We start from the raw sequence: 15,730 nt of genomic DNA, 5'->3' as shown, positions 1-15,730 counted from the left end.
TCAAGGCTCCCACTTGCAAAGAAATCAATATGGAGTTATGAAGACCCCAAAAGGGGGAAATTCCATGAAACGAAAACTGATTTTGGGCGTGGTTCTGCTTGTTGTGGCCGTGTCAGTAGGCTGCGGGCTTTTCGTCAAGGTGCGCCCGGCGGATGAGCTTTTCCGCCCGGCTGCGGGAATCAAGGGCCAGCCGCCCCCGGACAACTTCATCGACGTGAACGGCGTCAAATACCATTACCTTCACGTTCCGGGGCCGGGGACAAAGGTCCTTCTCATTCACGGCTTCGGAAGCTCCACCTATACCTGGGAGGGGGTTCTCCCCTGGCTTTCGCGTGAGGGTTTCGATGTCTGGGCCGTTGACATGTACGGCTTCGGCTGGAGCGACAAGCCCAAGGACGCGGCCTACGATCCTGTGAGCCTCATGGAGGGGGTGAACTCCTTCATGGAGGCGGTGGGCCTCAAAAGCGCCGTGGTGATCGGAAACTCCCTGGGCGGCGAGGTGACCTTGCTTCTCTCCGCCAGGCACCCGGACAAGGTGGAGAAAATGGCCCTGGTGGACGCCAGGGTTTATCTGAAAAAACGCCCGCTTATCGTCACCCTGGCAGCCATGCCCGGAGCCCGCGTGATAGGAAAGCTGATATTCGGCGAGGGCATGGTGAGGAGCAACATCAGGGCCGTGTTCTACAACGATTCCCTGATTACCCAGGAGCGCATAGATTCTTATTTTGCGAGGCTTCGCACCGAGGGAGCACTGGACGCCACAACCGCCATCGCCAGAAGCGTCGGGAAAAAGCCCTCGGAAGAGGTCCAGACCATGCCGCCCAAGGTGAAGGTCCCCACCCTCATTCTCTGGGGCGCGGACGACGGGTGGATTCCCGTGGAGCACGCCTTAAGGCTCAAGCGCGAGATTCCGGGCTCCAAAATGGTCCTTCTGGAGCAGTGCGGCCACGTTCCCCAGGAGGAAAAGCCCCTGGAAACAGCGCGGGTGCTGGCGGATTTCACGGCTGGCAGGGATTTTAAGGAGACACCCCTGCTTGGCAGGTAGAGGCTTTTCAGCCAGTAAATGGAAAAAGCCGGGCGGTTCCGTTTTTGGCGGGGCCGCCCGGCTTTTTTGTGGGCTTGCCTGGTTCAGCTGGAATATTTCGTCAGGTGCAACAGCCCGTCATGGTCGTAAAAACCCCGGTCCCCCGTCCGGAAAAAACCTTCCGCAAGCGGCTTTTTGTTGATCCTGCCCTTTTCCCAGTATCCGGAAAAAACCAGAGGGCCTCTTACGATTACGGGGCCTTCATCTCCCGCCGGGGCCGGTCGCCCGACCTCGTCCGCAACCATGACGTCCGCAAGAATTCCGGGCCGTCCGAAAGCCTTTGGGCTTTCCCTTCGAGGCCCAAGGGAGAGAACACCTCCCGTTTCGTTTTTCGGGTAGATGTTGTAAACGATGTCGTACAGGTCGGAGTCATCGCCGCCAAGGCTTTCCGGCCCTGAGACTAGCAGGCATGCCCTCAGGGACGCCGCCGCGTTCGACCGGGCGACCCGGGCCTGGGCAAGGGCTTTCAGAATATCAGCGTCAGCGGCCATCACGGTGGCCTTTTCCTTTTCGATGTCTCCCAGAATCGTTGCGGGATACGCGTTTTCCGGGATGACCACCCGCCCACCGGCGGCGAGCACCGCAAGGGACAGGATGAGGGAGACCGGCGTTGAAAACGGTTCCGCCGCAAGGCAGACGTCGGTCGGAGAAAGAGAGAGAGCCGCCACAAGCTGCATGGCCGCACAGAGCGCGTTTCCGTGGGAGAGCACCGAAAGCCTCAAGCGGCCTTGCGGATCGCATCCGGGGAGAATCAGGAAGGGGTCGCCGCCTTCGGCCATGTGGCGTCCGTAGCCCCTTTCGTCCAGGCAGGAATCCAGGCAGATGAAGGCCTCCTCCCCCGGCGAGAAGGAAAGGAGCCTTCCTGTGGGCGTCCCCTTGGCGCAGTGTTCGACCACCGTCTTTTCAAGGCTTGGGTCCACCACCGTGGCGGCTGGCCCGGTATCCTCAAGAAGGCCGCGAATGCCTGCCGGTCCCAGTTCACCGCCGACGGGAACCATTGCCGCGTCCAGGGCCGCGCAGGCTCCCACGAGCCAAAGGTACCGGTGGCAGTTTTTGGCGGCCACCACCACCCTGGAGCCGGGGCAGACCCCCTGGGCCCAGAGTCCGGCGGCGCAGGCTTCGATCTGGCGGGTGAGGGCGGTGAAGGAAAGCCTCTCAGCGCCGCACACAAGGGCGATTCCCCCAGGATGGCTGATGGAGTTTCTCCGCAACACGTCATAAACGGTGAAACACTGGGAAACCATAGAACGCCTTCCTTGGAGGTTTAACAGCCGCCCATTTTTTGCAGGGGCCACAAGCGTTGGTGGTTAACAGTCTATTAAAAAAGGCGGGATGTGAAGCCTGTATAAAAACGATGAAATGCAAGGCGCGCGAGCGAGAGGAGAGGGAGCGTACTCTTCTGTACGTGACCGATCCGCGAGGCGATGCGCTAACGTTGCCAGTTCGCGTTTTTAGCCAGGCTTCATACCAGGCCTATTGCCGCCACGCACCGCCCGGTGACCTTATCCCTCCGGAAGGAGAAGAATTCAGGCTCTCCGCAGCGGGTGCACAATCCGGCAACCGTTATGTTTTTTTCGATAAGTCCGGCGGCCCGAAGCTGGTCCCGGCTCATGGCCCAGAAATCGAAGTGGTTTTTGTCCACCCTGTAGCCCCAGAAAGACTCCGGGATTTCGGCACGGTAGTTTACGAACTCGGCGCAGTCCGGACAGAGGCTTGGGCCAACGCCCGCCCTGATGTCGGCGGGCTCGCTTCCGAAGGACTTGCGCATGGCGGAAACGGTTTTCCCGGCAATGTCCCCTATGCTTCCCTTCCATCCTGAATGGGCCGCCGCCACCACCTTTTTCACCGGGTCATGGAAAAGTATGGACTGGCAGTCGGCGATCTTTATAGCCAGGAAAAGGCCGGGAATCCGGGTAACGATTGCGTCGGCCTTCTCGCCGGTCAGCCAGACCCTTTCCCCGACAAGGTCCTCCTCTTCCAGCACCACCACCCGGTCGCCGTGAACCTGGTTGATCACGGCGAGCCTTCGGGCGTCAAGGGCCTCGCATACCTTGAGGCGGTTTTCCTTGACCCTGTCCGGTTCATCGCCGACCTTTGTCCCGCAGTTTAAGGACTCGTAGGGCCCTTCGCTCACTCCGCCCTTCCGGGTGAAAACCCCGTGAACGGCTCCCGGATCATCCAGGGCCGGAAAGCGGTAAAAGGCCAGTTTGTCTTTTTCCTCACGAATCATGAGAGATGTCCAAAAGGCGGATCCGGTTGATTATGGCCGTGGTGGAAAGCCCCTCCGAAAGCGGGGCCCGGAAGACCCTTCCCCCTGCGGCCTTTACCTCCGCCGCTCCAATGATTTTGTCTTCGGCCCAGTCCGCGCCCTTTACCAGGACGTCCGGAAGGATGCGGCGTATGATCTGGCCCGGGTCATCCTCGTCGAACAGGGTGACCCACGTGACGCAGCCAAGGGCGGCCACGAGTTCCGCACGGTCGGACTGGGGGACTATAGGCCGGGATGCGCCCTTTATGCTTTTTACGGACTTGTCGGAGTTGACCGCCACCACCAGAACATCGCCCTGGTTAGCGGCCAAGGCCAGATAGCGGGCGTGCCCGGCGTGTAGAAGATCGAAGCAGCCATTGGTGAAAACCACCTTGCGCCCACTGGCTTTCGCCTCGTCCGTTTTCCTGAAAAGCTCGGCTTGGGTGAGAATTTTATTGTTCATAGGCTAACGGTTTGCGGTCCTTCCAGCAAGGGATTTTTTCCCGGAAAAGGGCGATTTCGTCAAGGTCGAGTTCCGCCATTATTGCGGCTGGCCGTGTTCCGGCTCGCGCAAGCGTCTGGCCCCAGGGGCTTGTTATGGCCGAATGCCCGGCAAAGACTGTGCCCCTGTCCTGTCCGCAACGGTTGGCGGCCACAACGAAGAGTTGGTTTTCGATTGCACGGGCGGTCAGAAGCACGTCCCAGTGCCGGGCGCGGGCGGTCGGCCACTGGGCGGGGATCACGATGATATCGGCACCCATTTCTGCGGTTTTCCGGGCAAGTTCGGGAAACCTCAGATCGTAGCAGATTATAAGCCCGATTTTTCCAACATCCGTTTCAACAACCACCGCCCGGTCCCCGGCGGTAAAATGCCTGTGCTCGCCGGTGGGCGAAAAAAGATGCACCTTGCGGTAGGCAAGGCTCCGAATCCCCGTCGAGTCCACCACAAAGGCCGTGTTGGCGATGCCTTCCCCGGTGTTTTCGGGAAGGCTCCCCACCAACGTCATGCGGTATTCACGGGCTTTCTCCGTGAGACTTTCAAGGATTTCAGGCGTTGCCCTTGCGTGGTCGGCCAGATTTTCATAATCGAAGCCGCAAGACCACATTTCAGGCAGTGCGGCCAGTTTCGCGCCCCTGTCCCCAAGCCGCCTTATTCCAGCAAGGGCGCTTTTGAGGTTAAACGCCCGGGCGCCCGTTTTAACGTCGAACTGGACGATTCCGGCCATTATCTTCATGGACAGGCCCCTGTCAATTTTGATGTGCCCCCGTTTTGGGTGTAAACCCGCCTCAGGGTCAGGCCTTCAGCAGAATCCCGGTAGAGCGAGAGCCTCAGAAGGTTTTTCGTGGTGTAGGGGAAAAGCCGGGAAGCCTGGCCGTTCACCACCGTTCCTTCGGCCTTTATAAGAACACAGGAGCCGCCCTGGAGCAAGGCCGGATTCCATTGATCGGGGTAACGGATAAAGGCCAGCTGCGCGGGCTGATACCCGTATAGAAGCATTATGTGGTGCCAGCCCAGGTGAAACAGCCGGTGATAGGGATCCCCGGCCAGGGGGCTGTCCTGGTTTTTCGGGAAGAACGAAAGCATGTCGAAGTCGATGAAAACCCGCCCGTCCCGGCCCTTGGTTTTCAGGGGCTCCAGAAACTCCCTGGCCGGGTTTTTCCGGTAAAACGGATGGAAGATCATGGCGGCTTCGGACGAAGCGATCGCGGCGTCGGCCAGAAGAATCAGCAAAAAGAGCGCCAGGGCCTTTTTGCGGCGGAAAATCCATTCCACAGGCGGCACGATGAGAAAGGCTGTGAGCGGGGCCAGAAAGGCCATGTAGCGCACCTCCCGGAAGGACAGCAGATGGAGGATGCCCAAGGACAGAATCCACGACAGGGCCACGGTTTTCTGAAGGCGGGAGCCGCGCATGGCGGCCACGAGGCCCGGAACCACCAGGAGCATGGCGGCCATGCCGTAGGCCCAGAAGTTGCGGGCATAGACCCACCAGGGGAAAAGCAGCTCCCTGATCCCTGTGTGCAGGCCTCCCACCCCCTGAATCTGCTTTAAGGGCCGCAACAGCAAGGGTGTGTCGGGAAAGCCCCCTTCAAGAGCCCATCCGGTGACGATCCAGGTGACGGCCCCGCTGGCTGCGGCACCGGCCAGAAGAAGAAAAAAGGCCCGCAAGGGCCTTCCGCTCTTTTCGGGCAGGCCTGCCCCAAGATGCGACACGAGCACCAAAACCCAGAAGACGGCGAAGGTCTGCTTGATGAGCGCCGCCGCCGCGCCAAGCGCCACCATCAGGAGCCAGGTCTTTTTGTCCGGCCCGGCCCGGAATCTCTCGGCAAGAAAGAGCATGGCGAGCAGAATCACGCCGGGAAAAACATCGTGGCTTATGAAGGGCGCGTATGAGAAAAAAACAAAGGTGCAACAGGCGGCGAAAAAGGCGGCAAGCGTCTTGAAGGAGCGTCCGAAATTTTGAGCAAGAAGCCGATAGACAAAAAGAAGGCAGCCGAAATTGAGAAGGGCGGTTATTGCGTGATGTGGCCGGACATCCAGGGGGTGAAGGCCAAGAAGGTGTTTCGCGGCCTCTCCGGTAAGGATGAGAAGGCTCATCAAAGGGACCCGATTGGCCACGTAATAGCTGGTTTTACCTAAAAAAAACGAGGCGTTGGCCACCGCCTCGAAGCCGTCGTAATACTCCACGTCAACAAGGACTGCGGCTGCTGCGAGCCAGCATCCCAGGATAAGGAACAAGACCCTCTCGGCTGTTTTCAATCCCCTGGGAGCGGCAACCATCACGGCTTCCATGCCTTTTATCAGTGCCCGATATTACTGGGTAAAAAGGCCGATCACAAGCGATGAGGCGCAGCGCAACACAGCGGATCGCGCTTGTAGTCGGCCTGTCAGGGGAACACCACTATGGTTTTGACCGCCTGGTTTGCCGCTTTTTTCATGTTCACCCTTATCATCTGCCTGTAATCGGCAAGATGGAACCGGTGGGTCACGAGGTCGGCCAGGACCACCCGGCCCTTTTCCAGAAGGGTGAGGGCCGTCTCGTAAACGTGGACCTTTTTTCCGCCCTTTATTTTGTAGCCGTAGGCGAGGGTGCCCTTCATGGTCTGGTTCTTGAGCCACAGGGGCGTGAGGTCCAGTTTCACGTTCTCGCTTATCCCCACCACAGAGAGCACACCCCCTGCTGCCAGGACCCTGAGGCAGGCGTTTATCGTGGGGGCCGATCCAACGGAATCGTATATGCGGTCGAATCCACCCATCAGGATGTTTTTCCCAAAGATGGGCTTGTAGCTCACGCCCCCGGTGATTGCCGGGGCGCTTTTTATGATGTCGCCTTGAATCACGCGGTCCGCCCCGGATTTTTTCGCTATCTGGCCATGAAAGGGCGATGGCTCCACCACAGTTATTTCGCAGCCTACGCCCAGGGCCCTTATGGCCCTGACCAGCATGTTGCCGATGACGCCGCCGCCCACCACCAGAACCTTTTCGCCCTCTTCCGGCGGGTTATCGAGGATGGTGGCCAGGCCCACGCAGAAGGGCTCGATCATGGCTCCTGTTTCCGGGCTGGTCCCCTTGGGGAGCCTGAAAACCTGGCTCTGATGGGCCGTGAAAACAGGCGCGAAGCCGCCCGGAAGATCCTTGCACAGGCCGATGAACATGCCGGGCGCGAACCTGCCCCTGGCGAAATTTTCGCAGTTGGCCACCCTTCCCCCTGCGCAGGCCCGGCAGACCGGGTCGATGCCCCGGACGGCGCAGTCCATGGGCGGGGCCACCGTGACGAAATCCCCCACTTCCACGTTTTTTACATCCTGGCCGGTTTCCGCCACAACCCCGCACATCTCGTGCCCCATGATGCAGGGGAAGGACGAAAAGGGGCTGGCGGTCACCGATTCACGAAGAAATATGAGGTTCAAATCGCTTCCGCAGAAGCCGCAGGCCACGGTCTTGATCTTCACCCAGTCGCGTCCGGGGAGCGCGGGTTCCGGCACTTCGGCCAGTCGCACTGTGGCCAGGGGGCTGTCGAAGAAAAGGCTGGGCCGCGTGTTGCCTATGGCTTTTAAAGCCGCAGCCTGGGGGAGGGTCATGTTGAACCGAAGAGCTATCATGGAGCCTCCAAATGACGTGGGCCGACAACCGGCTTTACGGTCACCTGCCCGAAAAGCGTTCCGCAACACGGAGAACCAGGGCGATGAACACAAGGCCCGCGCCCCACACGAAAAAGCTGTAAAAGGGCAGCATGGTCCAGGCCTGGGTGGGGTTTCCCACAAGAAGCTGGAGAAGGGGCATGGTGTTGGCCGTGAAATTCACCAGGCTGTTTCCCAGTACCCCCAGGCTGCTGGCCCACACCACCGACCAGCAGATGGCCAATATCTTGAAATTGTTCACTTGTCGTTTTTTCCTGTCGTTCGGTGACACAATCGGTAGGGATCGGGCGCCGTTCTTGGCCGCCCGCGACACCCAATTAAACGAGACCACGATGCCCGGGGAAGTTGTACGCCGGAAGATGATTCTACCGAAAAAAACGTTTTACGGCAACCTGTTCCGAAACCGTCAGTTAAGGCAGTCATTGGTTTTCAGGCCGGGCAAGAAACAGGCGGCCCAGTTTTTTCTGCTTGAGGGCGGTCACGTTGGCCGCGATTCGTGAACTGGCCGCCATGTCCAAGGCGAGCGTTTCCAGGTTTTCGTCGTATCGAGCCGCCGATTCGCTTTTTATACTTTCAAGATATGCGAACAAGTCCCGGGCCATGGCCCGGAACGCCACGCAAAGGGCTGTCAGGGCGTTTTCGTCGTCATCCCTGTCCAGCAGTTCCGCAGCCTTGTCCGCCACCGCCGAAAGCGCGCCGGTCATGGAAACGAAGCGCCCAAAGTCCTCTTCGGCCTTGCTCTCATCGGGCGGACAGGTTTCCCGGATCGAGGCGGCAAGATTCCGGGCAAGGGCCAGGAGGCCGCCCATGACCGGTCCCATTAAAAGCACGTCCTCCACCACCCGGAAAGGCTTTATGATCCGGCCATAGCCCGCGCCCTGAGGGCCAAGGAGGGAAGACGGGGGAACCCTGACCTTGTCCAGCGTGATCCCGCAGTGGGGGGCGGGCCGCAGTATTTCAAGGCTCATGGCCGCCTCCACCGCAAGGCCCGGTGAATCGCGCGGAACGAGAAAGGCCGAGAACTCCTTTTTTCCGTCGGTTTCTCCGGTTACCGCCAGCACGATGAAAAGCCCCGCTATGGGTCCGTTGGTGAGATAGGCCTTGCGCCCGGAGATTTCAAAGCCTCCGGGAACCGCTTCCGCCTTGGTGGAAAGATGCTTGGGATGTGCTCCCACGCCGGGCTCGGACATGGCGATGCTTGCCGAAAGCCCGCCCTTGGCCAGAAGTGGCAGAAGCCGCGCCTTCTGGTCTTCCGAGCCGAGACGCCCGATAACGTAACAGCTTACCGCGCTGTGTATGAGCCAGGAAAGGGCCAGGCCGAGGCAGCGGCCCTTTGAGACAAGCGCCCTGCCCGCATCCTGTATCCGGGCGGCCCCGCCTCCGAGTCCACCGTAAGCCGGATCGATGCCCACGCCTAAAAGCCCCGCTTCGGCCATCTTTTCCCACAGGTTGGCGGGAAAATCCGCAGACCGTGAAAGATCGGGGCGGGTTGCTATGTTCTCCGCCGCAAACTGCCCGAACAGCCGGGTAAAATCGTTTTCAGGCTGAATTTCCATTAACGACCTTTTGAAAGAGGCGCTATGCCGGTTCGCGTTTTTAGACGGGCTGATAAAATATTTAATGCTCCGAGTAATATGCTACATCCTCTCTGAATCGCACTTTTGAACCCAGTCACGGAAAATCGTCAATATTTCTTCCAGATTTTTTACGCCACCACTTGCTATAAAAACTTTATCCGCAACACGACAGAATACCCAATTGTTGTCATCTCTCTCAATTCTAATTCTTTTAAAAGAACAATCTTCAAGATTTGTATCTTTAAGATTAATATCAACTAACCATCCAGGATTATCCAAAGTTACAATATGAATTCCATAAGTGTGCTCCCAGTCTTCATTACAGCATTCTCCATAATAATCTTGTAGCCATTCAATTGTGTTCATGATTATTATCCCCTATAATTTTTAAGAATTTTATCTGGTCTTGCATGTCTTATACCACCTTGAATACTTTGTTCATACACACTATGAGTTGTAAAAACTACTCTACAGCCTTACTACAATAATGATCGATAGATAAACTAAGATGTTAACCTGCTTATACCGCACTTTCGAACCCAGTCTCTGAAAATTATTAATATCTCTTCTAAATTTTTTACACCTCCATATCCTTTAAAAATTTTGTCCTCAATATAGCAGATTTGCCAATTGTTGTCATCTCTCTCAATTCTAACTTCTTCAAAAGAACAATCTTCCAGATTTGTATTTTTAAGCTCAATTTTAACTGACCATCCAGGATTATCCAAAGTCCCAATCTTAATTCCATAATTGCGCTCCCAGTCACCATTACAGCATTCTTCAAAATAATTTTGTAGCCATTCAATAGTGCTCATGAATATTACCTCTTAGATCCTTTTGGAATTTCATACGACCTTGCAGGTCTTACACCACCTGGGATAGCTTTACCTTGCACATGAGGAGTTGGAACCGCCTCTCCTGTAATCTTGTCAGTATGAAGTTTTCCAACTAAATCAATATGTTCAGTGTGGTCAAAACCATTTGGATTTTGAGGATTTGATTTATAAGACCAAATCCTGAATGAATGAAAGAAGCTGGTTCAAATTCTGGCAGGGCCGGGTCTCGTTAACCAGCCGCTCGTAGAGGCGCATTTCGGAATCCCCCTGGTACCAGAAAAGCTCGGATTCCGGGTTGAGCCAGATTATGCGCCGGGCGCGGTCACGTATCTCGGAGAGTATGGCCCCTTCCGGGTTGCAGTAGTTGCTCCTGCCGTCTCCGATTATTATGACGGTGGTCTTCTTGTTGACGCCGTCCATGTGCTCCCTGCGAAAGGCCCGCAGGGTCGCGCCGTAGTCGGTGGGAGCGCCGTATTCCAGGTCGGTTTCCCTTAAAACCTTTTCGATGGCGACGTTTATCTCGTTTTCCTCGAAAATGGAGGTGACTTCCGCAAGGCCCGCCACGAAAACGAAGCTGCGCACCTTGGTGAAGCAGTCCTGCACCGAGTAGAGCATGTTCAGCATGAACCGGGCCGCCGACCACACCGAGCCCGACACGTCGCACAGGGTGATGATGCGCCCCCGCCGTCGCGGGCGCTTTCGCCGGATTATCTCCACCGGCACGCCGTCGTACTTGGCGGCCCGGCGAAGGGTCTTCTTCACGTCCAGGATTCCACGGTTGCGGGCAGCGTAGCGCCTCGCCACGGTGTCCTTCAGGCGGCGCACGAGCTGGTCCACCACGGCCCTCATCTCCTCCACCTCGCGGGTGGAAAGGGACACGAAGGGCTTGTCGCCAACCGCGCTTAAGCGCTTCTCGTAGCTTAGGCCCTGCATGGCCTCGTTTTGGCGGGTTCGGGGCTCCTCCAGAAGAAGCCTCTGGGCCAGTTCCAGCCTTGCGTTCACGTGGGCTTCAAGGTCCCGGCGCACCGTCCAGGAAATTTCACGCCGATTGCCTTCAAGAAACTGCGATAAAAGCCCCCTGATGTCCTTTACCGTGAGCATCACCTTCAAGCGCCGTGCAAGCTGGCCAAGGTTTGCGCCCATGGCCATGGCGGGCCTGTCGCCGTCGGACTCAAGCTCCCGAAGGGCCGTGAGAAAGGCGTTGGGGTTTCCGGCCACAAGATCGAGGGCTGCGGAAAGAAGGGGGTTGTCGTCGGCGTTTTCCCGGATCGCCTCCAGGGCCTTGGCCAGCGTTTCGCCAAGGCTTTCGGAATCGGCCTTTATGTCCTCCCTCATCTCCTTGAAAAACAGGTGATAAAGGCGGTCGAAGCGGGCCTGATCCTGGGCGCTCTTGGCAAAATCCGCCCGAAGCACCGTCCGGAAAGTCTCCTCGTCGGTGGGATCGATCAGGGTTAAGTGGCCCGCCGCGTCAAGGACCTCGCTGGTCGAGATTCTCAGGCCCGAAGACCGGGCCGCGGCCACGAACCTTAGCACTAGCTGGAGCATGAAAGCCCTGCTGATTTTTCGATTTTACCGAGGTTTTCCCGCACCTTGTCGGAATCGCTCCTGTACTTCACCAAAACCCCCAGGGTCTCGGACAGAATCTTGGGCGAAAGGTCGGATGCCTGCAAAATGATGAGGGACTGGGCCCAGTCCAGGGTTTCGGAGATGCAGGGCTTTTTCTTGAGATCAAGCTCCCGTATGGCCCTTACCGCGTCAACCAGTTTTTCCGTGAGGGCGTTTTCGATATTCGGGTGCTTTAAGCGCACTATGCGGGTTTCCAGGTCGCGGTCCGGGTAATCGATGTAAAGGTGCAGGCATCGGCGCTTCAAGGCGTCTGACATGTCCCGGTAGTTGTTGGACGTAAGGAACACGATGGGGATGTGGATGGCCTTCTTGGTGCCCAGTTCGGGAATCGAAACCTGAAAGTCGCTCAAAACCTCCAGCAGGAAGGCCTCGAATTCGGGGTCGGACTTGTCCACCTCGTCCACCAGCAAGACCACCGGCTTTTCGGAGGTGAGGGCCGCGAGAAGGGGCCGGGGCTGGATGAAACGCTCGGAGAAAAAGGCGTCCTCCTGGGCCGCTATGCGGTCAACCGCTTCGGGAAGGGTCTGGGCGTCGCAGATCACCTGGCCGATCTTTTCCTTCACCATCTGGGTGTACAAAAGCTGCTTGGCGTACTCCCACTCGTAGAGCGCCTTGGCTTCGTCCAGGCCCTCGTAGCACTGGAGCCTTATGAGGTTGCGCCCGGTGGCGCGGGACACGGCCTTTGCGAGCTCGGTCTTGCCCACGCCCGCCGGGCCTTCCACCAGCACGGGCTTGTTTGTGGCCTGGGCCAGGAAAACCACTGTGGCCGCAACGTTGGAGCAGATGTAGCCGTGGCTTTCCAGGCGGTCCTTTACGTCGTTTACGGATGAAAATTCCATTAGTTTCTTATTCCGCCGGGTAATTGATTTCGGCAAGGGTCTTGCGGATGGCTTCCTCTGTTGCAGGCGCGTCAAAGGCCACGGTGATTTTCTTTGTTGCCGGGTCTCCCGAAACGGTGCTTACGCCCTTCATTTCGGAAAGCTCGTTTTTGATGCTCATCACGCAGTGGCCGCAGGAGATGTTGGGGATCGAAAAGGTCTTTTCCATGTGGTTCTCCTTTTGTTTAAAGGGCTGAAAAGACACCGGGCCGACTCAGAAATTCCGGTTTATGAACTCAAGCCCCCCCACAACACCATCCGGGGTATGGACCTCAAGGGTTATAATGATGTCGGAAGGGCGGCCTTTCATGAACGAGACAAGGGGGGCGAAATCTATGGAGCCCCTGCCGGGGGCAAGGTGGTGGTCGTCCTCGCCCGTGTTGTCGTGAAGGTGGATTTCCCTGATTTTGGGGCCAAGGGCCGCCAGCCACTGATCGAGGGGCGTCCCGGAGAAGGTGTTGACGTGGCCGGTGTCAAGGCAGAACCCCAGGCGCTTGTGGTTTATGCGCCGCAAAAGCTCCAGAAGAACCTTGGGGGTCTTCTCGTAAACGTTTTCCAGGGCCACGAAGGCCCGCGTGGTTTCCGCAAGGGAGACGGTGAGCTTTTCCAGGGTGGCCGTCGCCGTGTCCATCCATTCTTTTTCAACGTAGCCGTAATGCTTGCGGTCCCAGCCCGTGTGAACCACCACGCACAAGGGATCGAAAAGCCTCGCCACGCCCGCGAACTGGCGGAAACGCTCCCTGGTGGCGGTAAGAATCGCCCTGTCCTGGGCTCCTGGAGACAGATCTATGAAGGGCGCGTGAAGGGTGCAGGAAATCCCGTGACGCGAAAAAAGAGCGGCGGTCTTCCTGAAATCCGAAAGGGGATAATCGTCCAGGGCGTTTGAATCGAGGCCCACTTCCACGTTCCTCTTGCGGGAGACCACAAGGGGCAGGAATTCCTTTAACAGCCTCCCATAGGGGATGGATACATGGGCGGCGGCCGCTGCTTTGGCCCAGCTTGTTTCCGGGGCTTTCATCTTTTGTCCAGCTCGTCCAGAACGGGTTTTGCAGCCTCCTCGTAGGCCCTTAAAAAGGCTATGAGGATCACCATGGAAAGGGGGCCGATGAGCACCCCCAAAAGCCCGAAAGCGGCGAGCCCCCCCAGAATCGAAAAAAACACCAGAACCGGCGGCAGGTCGCTTCTGCCCCTCATGAGAAAGGGCCGCAAAAAATTGTCGCTGGCCGAAATTACAAAAACCCCCCAGCACAAAAGGAATATGCCGTGGCCGACCCGTTCGGTGAGAATCAAAAGAATGGAGGCCGGCAGCCATATCGCCGCTGTCCCCGCAAGGGGGATCATGGAGAAGAAGGCCATGACCACGCCCCACACCAAGGGAGGAAGACCCGCTATGAAGAAGCCCATCCCGCCCAATATTCCTTGAATCACGGAGGTGAGAAAACTTCCGAAAAAAGCCGAACGGCTGACATCGGAAAAGCATTTCACTATCTCTTTTTCAAGGCTGGAAGGGAGCGGCAGAAGGTGAAAGCCCCATCCGAGAACTTTTTTGCCGTCCTTCAAAAAATAGAATAGCGCGAAAAGCAAAAGCACGAACTGCCAGAGGGTGGCGGTTATGGCGGTTACGGTTGAACCCGCAAAGGCGATCACCATGTTGGTGATTTTTCCTGCGGCTCCGGCGAGGTTCCTGCTGATGGACTCGGCGCTGAGCATATTCCGTACGGCGTCAACATCCAGGCTTTGAAAATGGCTGCCAAGCCAGGTAAGAACAGGCTCGACAAACCTCTTGCCAAGAACCCCGCCCTGAACATTTTCCAGAACTCCGCTTTGAACCTTCTGGTTGATCCATGAATAAGCCTGATAGGATTCAGCCGCAAGAAGCGAAAAAAGAAGCACGAGGGGGATTATGACGAAGAGTATAAGGGCCAGGATGGTGAGGAAGACCGAAAGCGTCTGACGGTAGCGGGTCAGCCTGTCCAGACGCTTTTTTACCGGCTGGGCCAGGACGGCCAGAAAGGCCGCCAGAACGAAAACGGTGAAAAATGGCTTCAGAACCTGGAAAACAAGGATCAGCGAGCAAAGGACGCAGAGCAACAGGAAGGCCCCGCCGTAATCGGCGAAAACGCCCGGCTTTTTTTCCCCGTTATTTTCGTTCTGGTCTGCCATTTCCTCACCGATCGAAAAAGACGTTTTTGCCTGTAACTGACAGGGGGATGCCCATGGCGAAATCCCAGTCTATCATTTTCGCTTCCCTTGCCGCCACCCCCATCCGGTACATTATGCGGTTGTCCACGTTCATCATCTGGGCGGTTTTTACGGCGGAGCCAAGGGCGATGCCGAAATCGAGCTGCCGGAAAGCGCAGACCGGGCCCAGAAATTCGCCGTCGTGCTTCTTCCGGTCGGCCAGGTCCTTGCATGAGGCGAACCCGCAGGCTCCGCAGTCAAGGCCTAAGGGAGCTGCGTCCTTTATGCCTATCAGCATCACTACGTCGCAGGTGGCGACTCCCCTGGCGTCGCGGTCAAAGTCCTTCTTTTCCGTGCGCTCGCCGAAGGCAAGCATGGCGCTTGCGAGCTTTTTGACATCCTCGCCCGCGAGCACCAGGGTCTTGACGAAATTCAGGCCCCGGCTCTTTGGGGCGGTGATGGCTGAAATCTCCATGAGCCGCGCCACTGTCTCCAATGCTTCCACCACATCACCTTTTGGGCTTTTTGTTCACGCCGCCCTTGCCGGGCCACGGGCCGGGCTTGCCGCCCTTTTTCGGAGCGCCCGCCGGTTTCTTGTCCCAGGGCTTTTTCCCTCCGAAATCCCTGCCGGGGCCTTTTGGCTTGTCCTGCCAGGGCTTTTTTTCGCCGCCGTCCCTTTTCCCGCCGTCGCGCGGAGGGCCTGCGGGCTTCTTCTCCCAGGGTTTTTTGTCGCCGAAGTCCCGGCGGGGTGCGGACGAATCCCGGTCCCGTCCACGGTCAGCGCCGTCACGTGGCGGCCCGAATGACTTCTTCTCCCAGGGCTTCTTGTCGCCGAAGTCCCGGCGAGGGGCGGATGAATCGCGGTCCCGGCCACGGTCAGCGCCTTCGCGGGGCGGCCCGAATGACTTCTTCTCCCAGGGCTTCTTGTCGCCGAAGTCCCGGCGGGGTGCTGATGAATCCCGGTCCCTGCTGCGGTCTGCTCCTTCGCGGGGCGGACCGAAGGACTTCTTCTCCCAGGGCTTCTTGTCGCCGAAGTCCCGGCGCGGGGCTGATGAGTCCCGGTCCCGTCCACGGTCGCCGCCTTCACGCGGAGGGCCGAATGACTTCTTCTCCCATGGCTTCTTGTCGCCGAAGTCCCGGCGGGGTGCGGATGAATCGCG

General features: G+C 57.9%; 18 protein-coding genes. 1 reads left to right on the top strand and 17 read right to left on the bottom strand.

Features of this window, described 5'->3' with window-relative positions; all coding sequences use genetic code 11:
• Positions 1–64 precede the first annotated feature (64 nt).
• A complete protein-coding gene (locus HZB23_15845) occupies positions 65–1,045 on the top strand; it encodes an alpha/beta hydrolase (GenBank protein MBI5846130.1) in 981 nt (326 codons plus the stop codon).
• 83 nt (positions 1,046–1,128) lie between these two features.
• Here HZB23_15845 and HZB23_15840 read toward each other — a convergent pair whose 3' ends face one another.
• The 17 genes from HZB23_15840 to HZB23_15760 all read right to left on the bottom strand — a co-directional run.
• Positions 1,129–2,328, bottom strand: coding sequence for an AMP-binding protein (locus HZB23_15840; GenBank protein MBI5846129.1), 1,200 nt, complete (start codon positions 2,326–2,328; stop codon positions 1,129–1,131).
• A gap of 218 nt (positions 2,329–2,546) precedes the next feature.
• A complete protein-coding gene (gene pgeF / locus HZB23_15835) occupies positions 2,547–3,314 on the bottom strand; it encodes a peptidoglycan editing factor PgeF (protein MBI5846128.1) in 768 nt (255 codons plus the stop codon).
• Positions 3,304–3,795 (bottom strand): D-glycero-beta-D-manno-heptose 1-phosphate adenylyltransferase, encoded by a 492-nt coding sequence (rfaE2, locus tag HZB23_15830; protein ID MBI5846127.1) that lies wholly within the window; start codon positions 3,793–3,795, stop codon positions 3,304–3,306. Before rfaE2 ends, pgeF begins: the two co-directional genes overlap by 11 nt.
• On the bottom strand, positions 3,785–4,573 hold the full coding sequence (locus HZB23_15825; protein ID MBI5846126.1) for a carbon-nitrogen family hydrolase: 789 nt from the start codon (positions 4,571–4,573) through the stop codon (positions 3,785–3,787). The genes rfaE2 and HZB23_15825 overlap by 11 nt, the downstream gene beginning before the upstream one ends.
• Positions 4,564–6,123, bottom strand: coding sequence for a hypothetical protein (locus HZB23_15820; protein ID MBI5846125.1), 1,560 nt, complete (start codon positions 6,121–6,123; stop codon positions 4,564–4,566). Before HZB23_15820 ends, HZB23_15825 begins: the two co-directional genes overlap by 10 nt.
• A gap of 95 nt (positions 6,124–6,218) precedes the next feature.
• Positions 6,219–7,433: an alcohol dehydrogenase catalytic domain-containing protein gene (locus HZB23_15815; protein MBI5846124.1), complete on the bottom strand. Its 1,215-nt coding sequence runs from the start codon at positions 7,431–7,433 to the stop codon at positions 6,219–6,221.
• A 40-nt stretch (positions 7,434–7,473) separates the two neighbouring features.
• Complete coding sequence (locus HZB23_15810) at positions 7,474–7,713, bottom strand: hypothetical protein (GenBank protein ID MBI5846123.1); 240 nt, start codon at positions 7,711–7,713, stop codon at positions 7,474–7,476.
• 178 nt (positions 7,714–7,891) lie between these two features.
• Complete coding sequence (locus HZB23_15805) at positions 7,892–9,028, bottom strand: acyl-CoA dehydrogenase family protein (GenBank protein ID MBI5846122.1); 1,137 nt, start codon at positions 9,026–9,028, stop codon at positions 7,892–7,894.
• Between the two features lie 81 nt (positions 9,029–9,109).
• The gene (locus tag HZB23_15800; protein MBI5846121.1) at positions 9,110–9,415 is read right to left on the bottom strand and encodes an immunity 53 family protein; all 306 of its coding nucleotides are present in this window, start codon (positions 9,413–9,415) and stop codon (positions 9,110–9,112) included.
• 137 nt (positions 9,416–9,552) lie between these two features.
• Positions 9,553–9,864, bottom strand: coding sequence for an immunity 53 family protein (locus HZB23_15795; GenBank protein MBI5846120.1), 312 nt, complete (start codon positions 9,862–9,864; stop codon positions 9,553–9,555).
• 186 nt (positions 9,865–10,050) lie between these two features.
• A complete protein-coding gene (locus HZB23_15790) occupies positions 10,051–11,430 on the bottom strand; it encodes a VWA domain-containing protein (GenBank protein MBI5846119.1) in 1,380 nt (459 codons plus the stop codon).
• The gene (locus tag HZB23_15785; GenBank protein ID MBI5846118.1) at positions 11,418–12,350 is read right to left on the bottom strand and encodes a MoxR family ATPase; all 933 of its coding nucleotides are present in this window, start codon (positions 12,348–12,350) and stop codon (positions 11,418–11,420) included. The genes HZB23_15790 and HZB23_15785 overlap by 13 nt, the downstream gene beginning before the upstream one ends.
• Positions 12,351–12,357: 7 nt before the next feature.
• Positions 12,358–12,558: a heavy-metal-associated domain-containing protein gene (locus HZB23_15780; protein MBI5846117.1), complete on the bottom strand. Its 201-nt coding sequence runs from the start codon at positions 12,556–12,558 to the stop codon at positions 12,358–12,360.
• 45 nt (positions 12,559–12,603) lie between these two features.
• The gene (locus HZB23_15775; GenBank protein MBI5846116.1) at positions 12,604–13,407 is read right to left on the bottom strand and encodes a sugar phosphate isomerase/epimerase; all 804 of its coding nucleotides are present in this window, start codon (positions 13,405–13,407) and stop codon (positions 12,604–12,606) included.
• The gene (locus tag HZB23_15770) at positions 13,404–14,552 is read right to left on the bottom strand and encodes an AI-2E family transporter (protein MBI5846115.1); all 1,149 of its coding nucleotides are present in this window, start codon (positions 14,550–14,552) and stop codon (positions 13,404–13,406) included. The genes HZB23_15775 and HZB23_15770 overlap by 4 nt, the downstream gene beginning before the upstream one ends.
• Positions 14,553–14,556: 4 nt before the next feature.
• Positions 14,557–15,075 (bottom strand): hypothetical protein, encoded by a 519-nt coding sequence (locus HZB23_15765; GenBank protein ID MBI5846114.1) that lies wholly within the window; start codon positions 15,073–15,075, stop codon positions 14,557–14,559.
• 4 nt (positions 15,076–15,079) lie between these two features.
• Positions 15,080–15,730: hypothetical protein (locus HZB23_15760; protein ID MBI5846113.1), on the bottom strand; the 651-nt coding region annotated here is incomplete at its 5' end.

Source organism: Deltaproteobacteria bacterium (genome assembly GCA_016235345.1).
In the GTDB taxonomy this organism is placed as follows: Bacteria; Desulfobacterota; Desulfobacteria; order Desulfobacterales; family Desulfatibacillaceae; genus JACRLG01.
This window is presented reverse-complemented; position numbering and strand designations above follow the sequence as displayed.

Coding starts and splice junctions, on each gene's coding strand:
- HZB23_15770 (MBI5846115.1), bottom strand. CDS start 14,552: ATGGCAGACCAGAACGAAAATAACGGGGAAAAAAAGCCGGGCGTTTTC.
- HZB23_15790 (MBI5846119.1), bottom strand. CDS start 11,430: ATGCTCCAGCTAGTGCTAAGGTTCGTGGCCGCGGCCCGGTCTTCGGGC.
- rfaE2 (MBI5846127.1), bottom strand. CDS start 3,795: ATGAACAATAAAATTCTCACCCAAGCCGAGCTTTTCAGGAAAACGGAC.
- HZB23_15780 (MBI5846117.1), bottom strand. CDS start 12,558: ATGGAAAAGACCTTTTCGATCCCCAACATCTCCTGCGGCCACTGCGTG.
- HZB23_15800 (MBI5846121.1), bottom strand. CDS start 9,415: ATGAACACAATTGAATGGCTACAAGATTATTATGGAGAATGCTGTAAT.
- HZB23_15815 (MBI5846124.1), bottom strand. CDS start 7,433: ATGATAGCTCTTCGGTTCAACATGACCCTCCCCCAGGCTGCGGCTTTA.
- HZB23_15785 (MBI5846118.1), bottom strand. CDS start 12,350: ATGGAATTTTCATCCGTAAACGACGTAAAGGACCGCCTGGAAAGCCAC.
- HZB23_15820 (MBI5846125.1), bottom strand. CDS start 6,123: ATGGAAGCCGTGATGGTTGCCGCTCCCAGGGGATTGAAAACAGCCGAG.
- HZB23_15775 (MBI5846116.1), bottom strand. CDS start 13,407: ATGAAAGCCCCGGAAACAAGCTGGGCCAAAGCAGCGGCCGCCGCCCAT.
- HZB23_15840 (MBI5846129.1), bottom strand. CDS start 2,328: ATGGTTTCCCAGTGTTTCACCGTTTATGACGTGTTGCGGAGAAACTCC.
- pgeF (MBI5846128.1), bottom strand. CDS start 3,314: ATGATTCGTGAGGAAAAAGACAAACTGGCCTTTTACCGCTTTCCGGCC.
- HZB23_15805 (MBI5846122.1), bottom strand. CDS start 9,028: ATGGAAATTCAGCCTGAAAACGATTTTACCCGGCTGTTCGGGCAGTTT.
- HZB23_15845 (MBI5846130.1), top strand. CDS start 65: ATGAAACGAAAACTGATTTTGGGCGTGGTTCTGCTTGTTGTGGCCGTG.
- HZB23_15795 (MBI5846120.1), bottom strand. CDS start 9,864: ATGAGCACTATTGAATGGCTACAAAATTATTTTGAAGAATGCTGTAAT.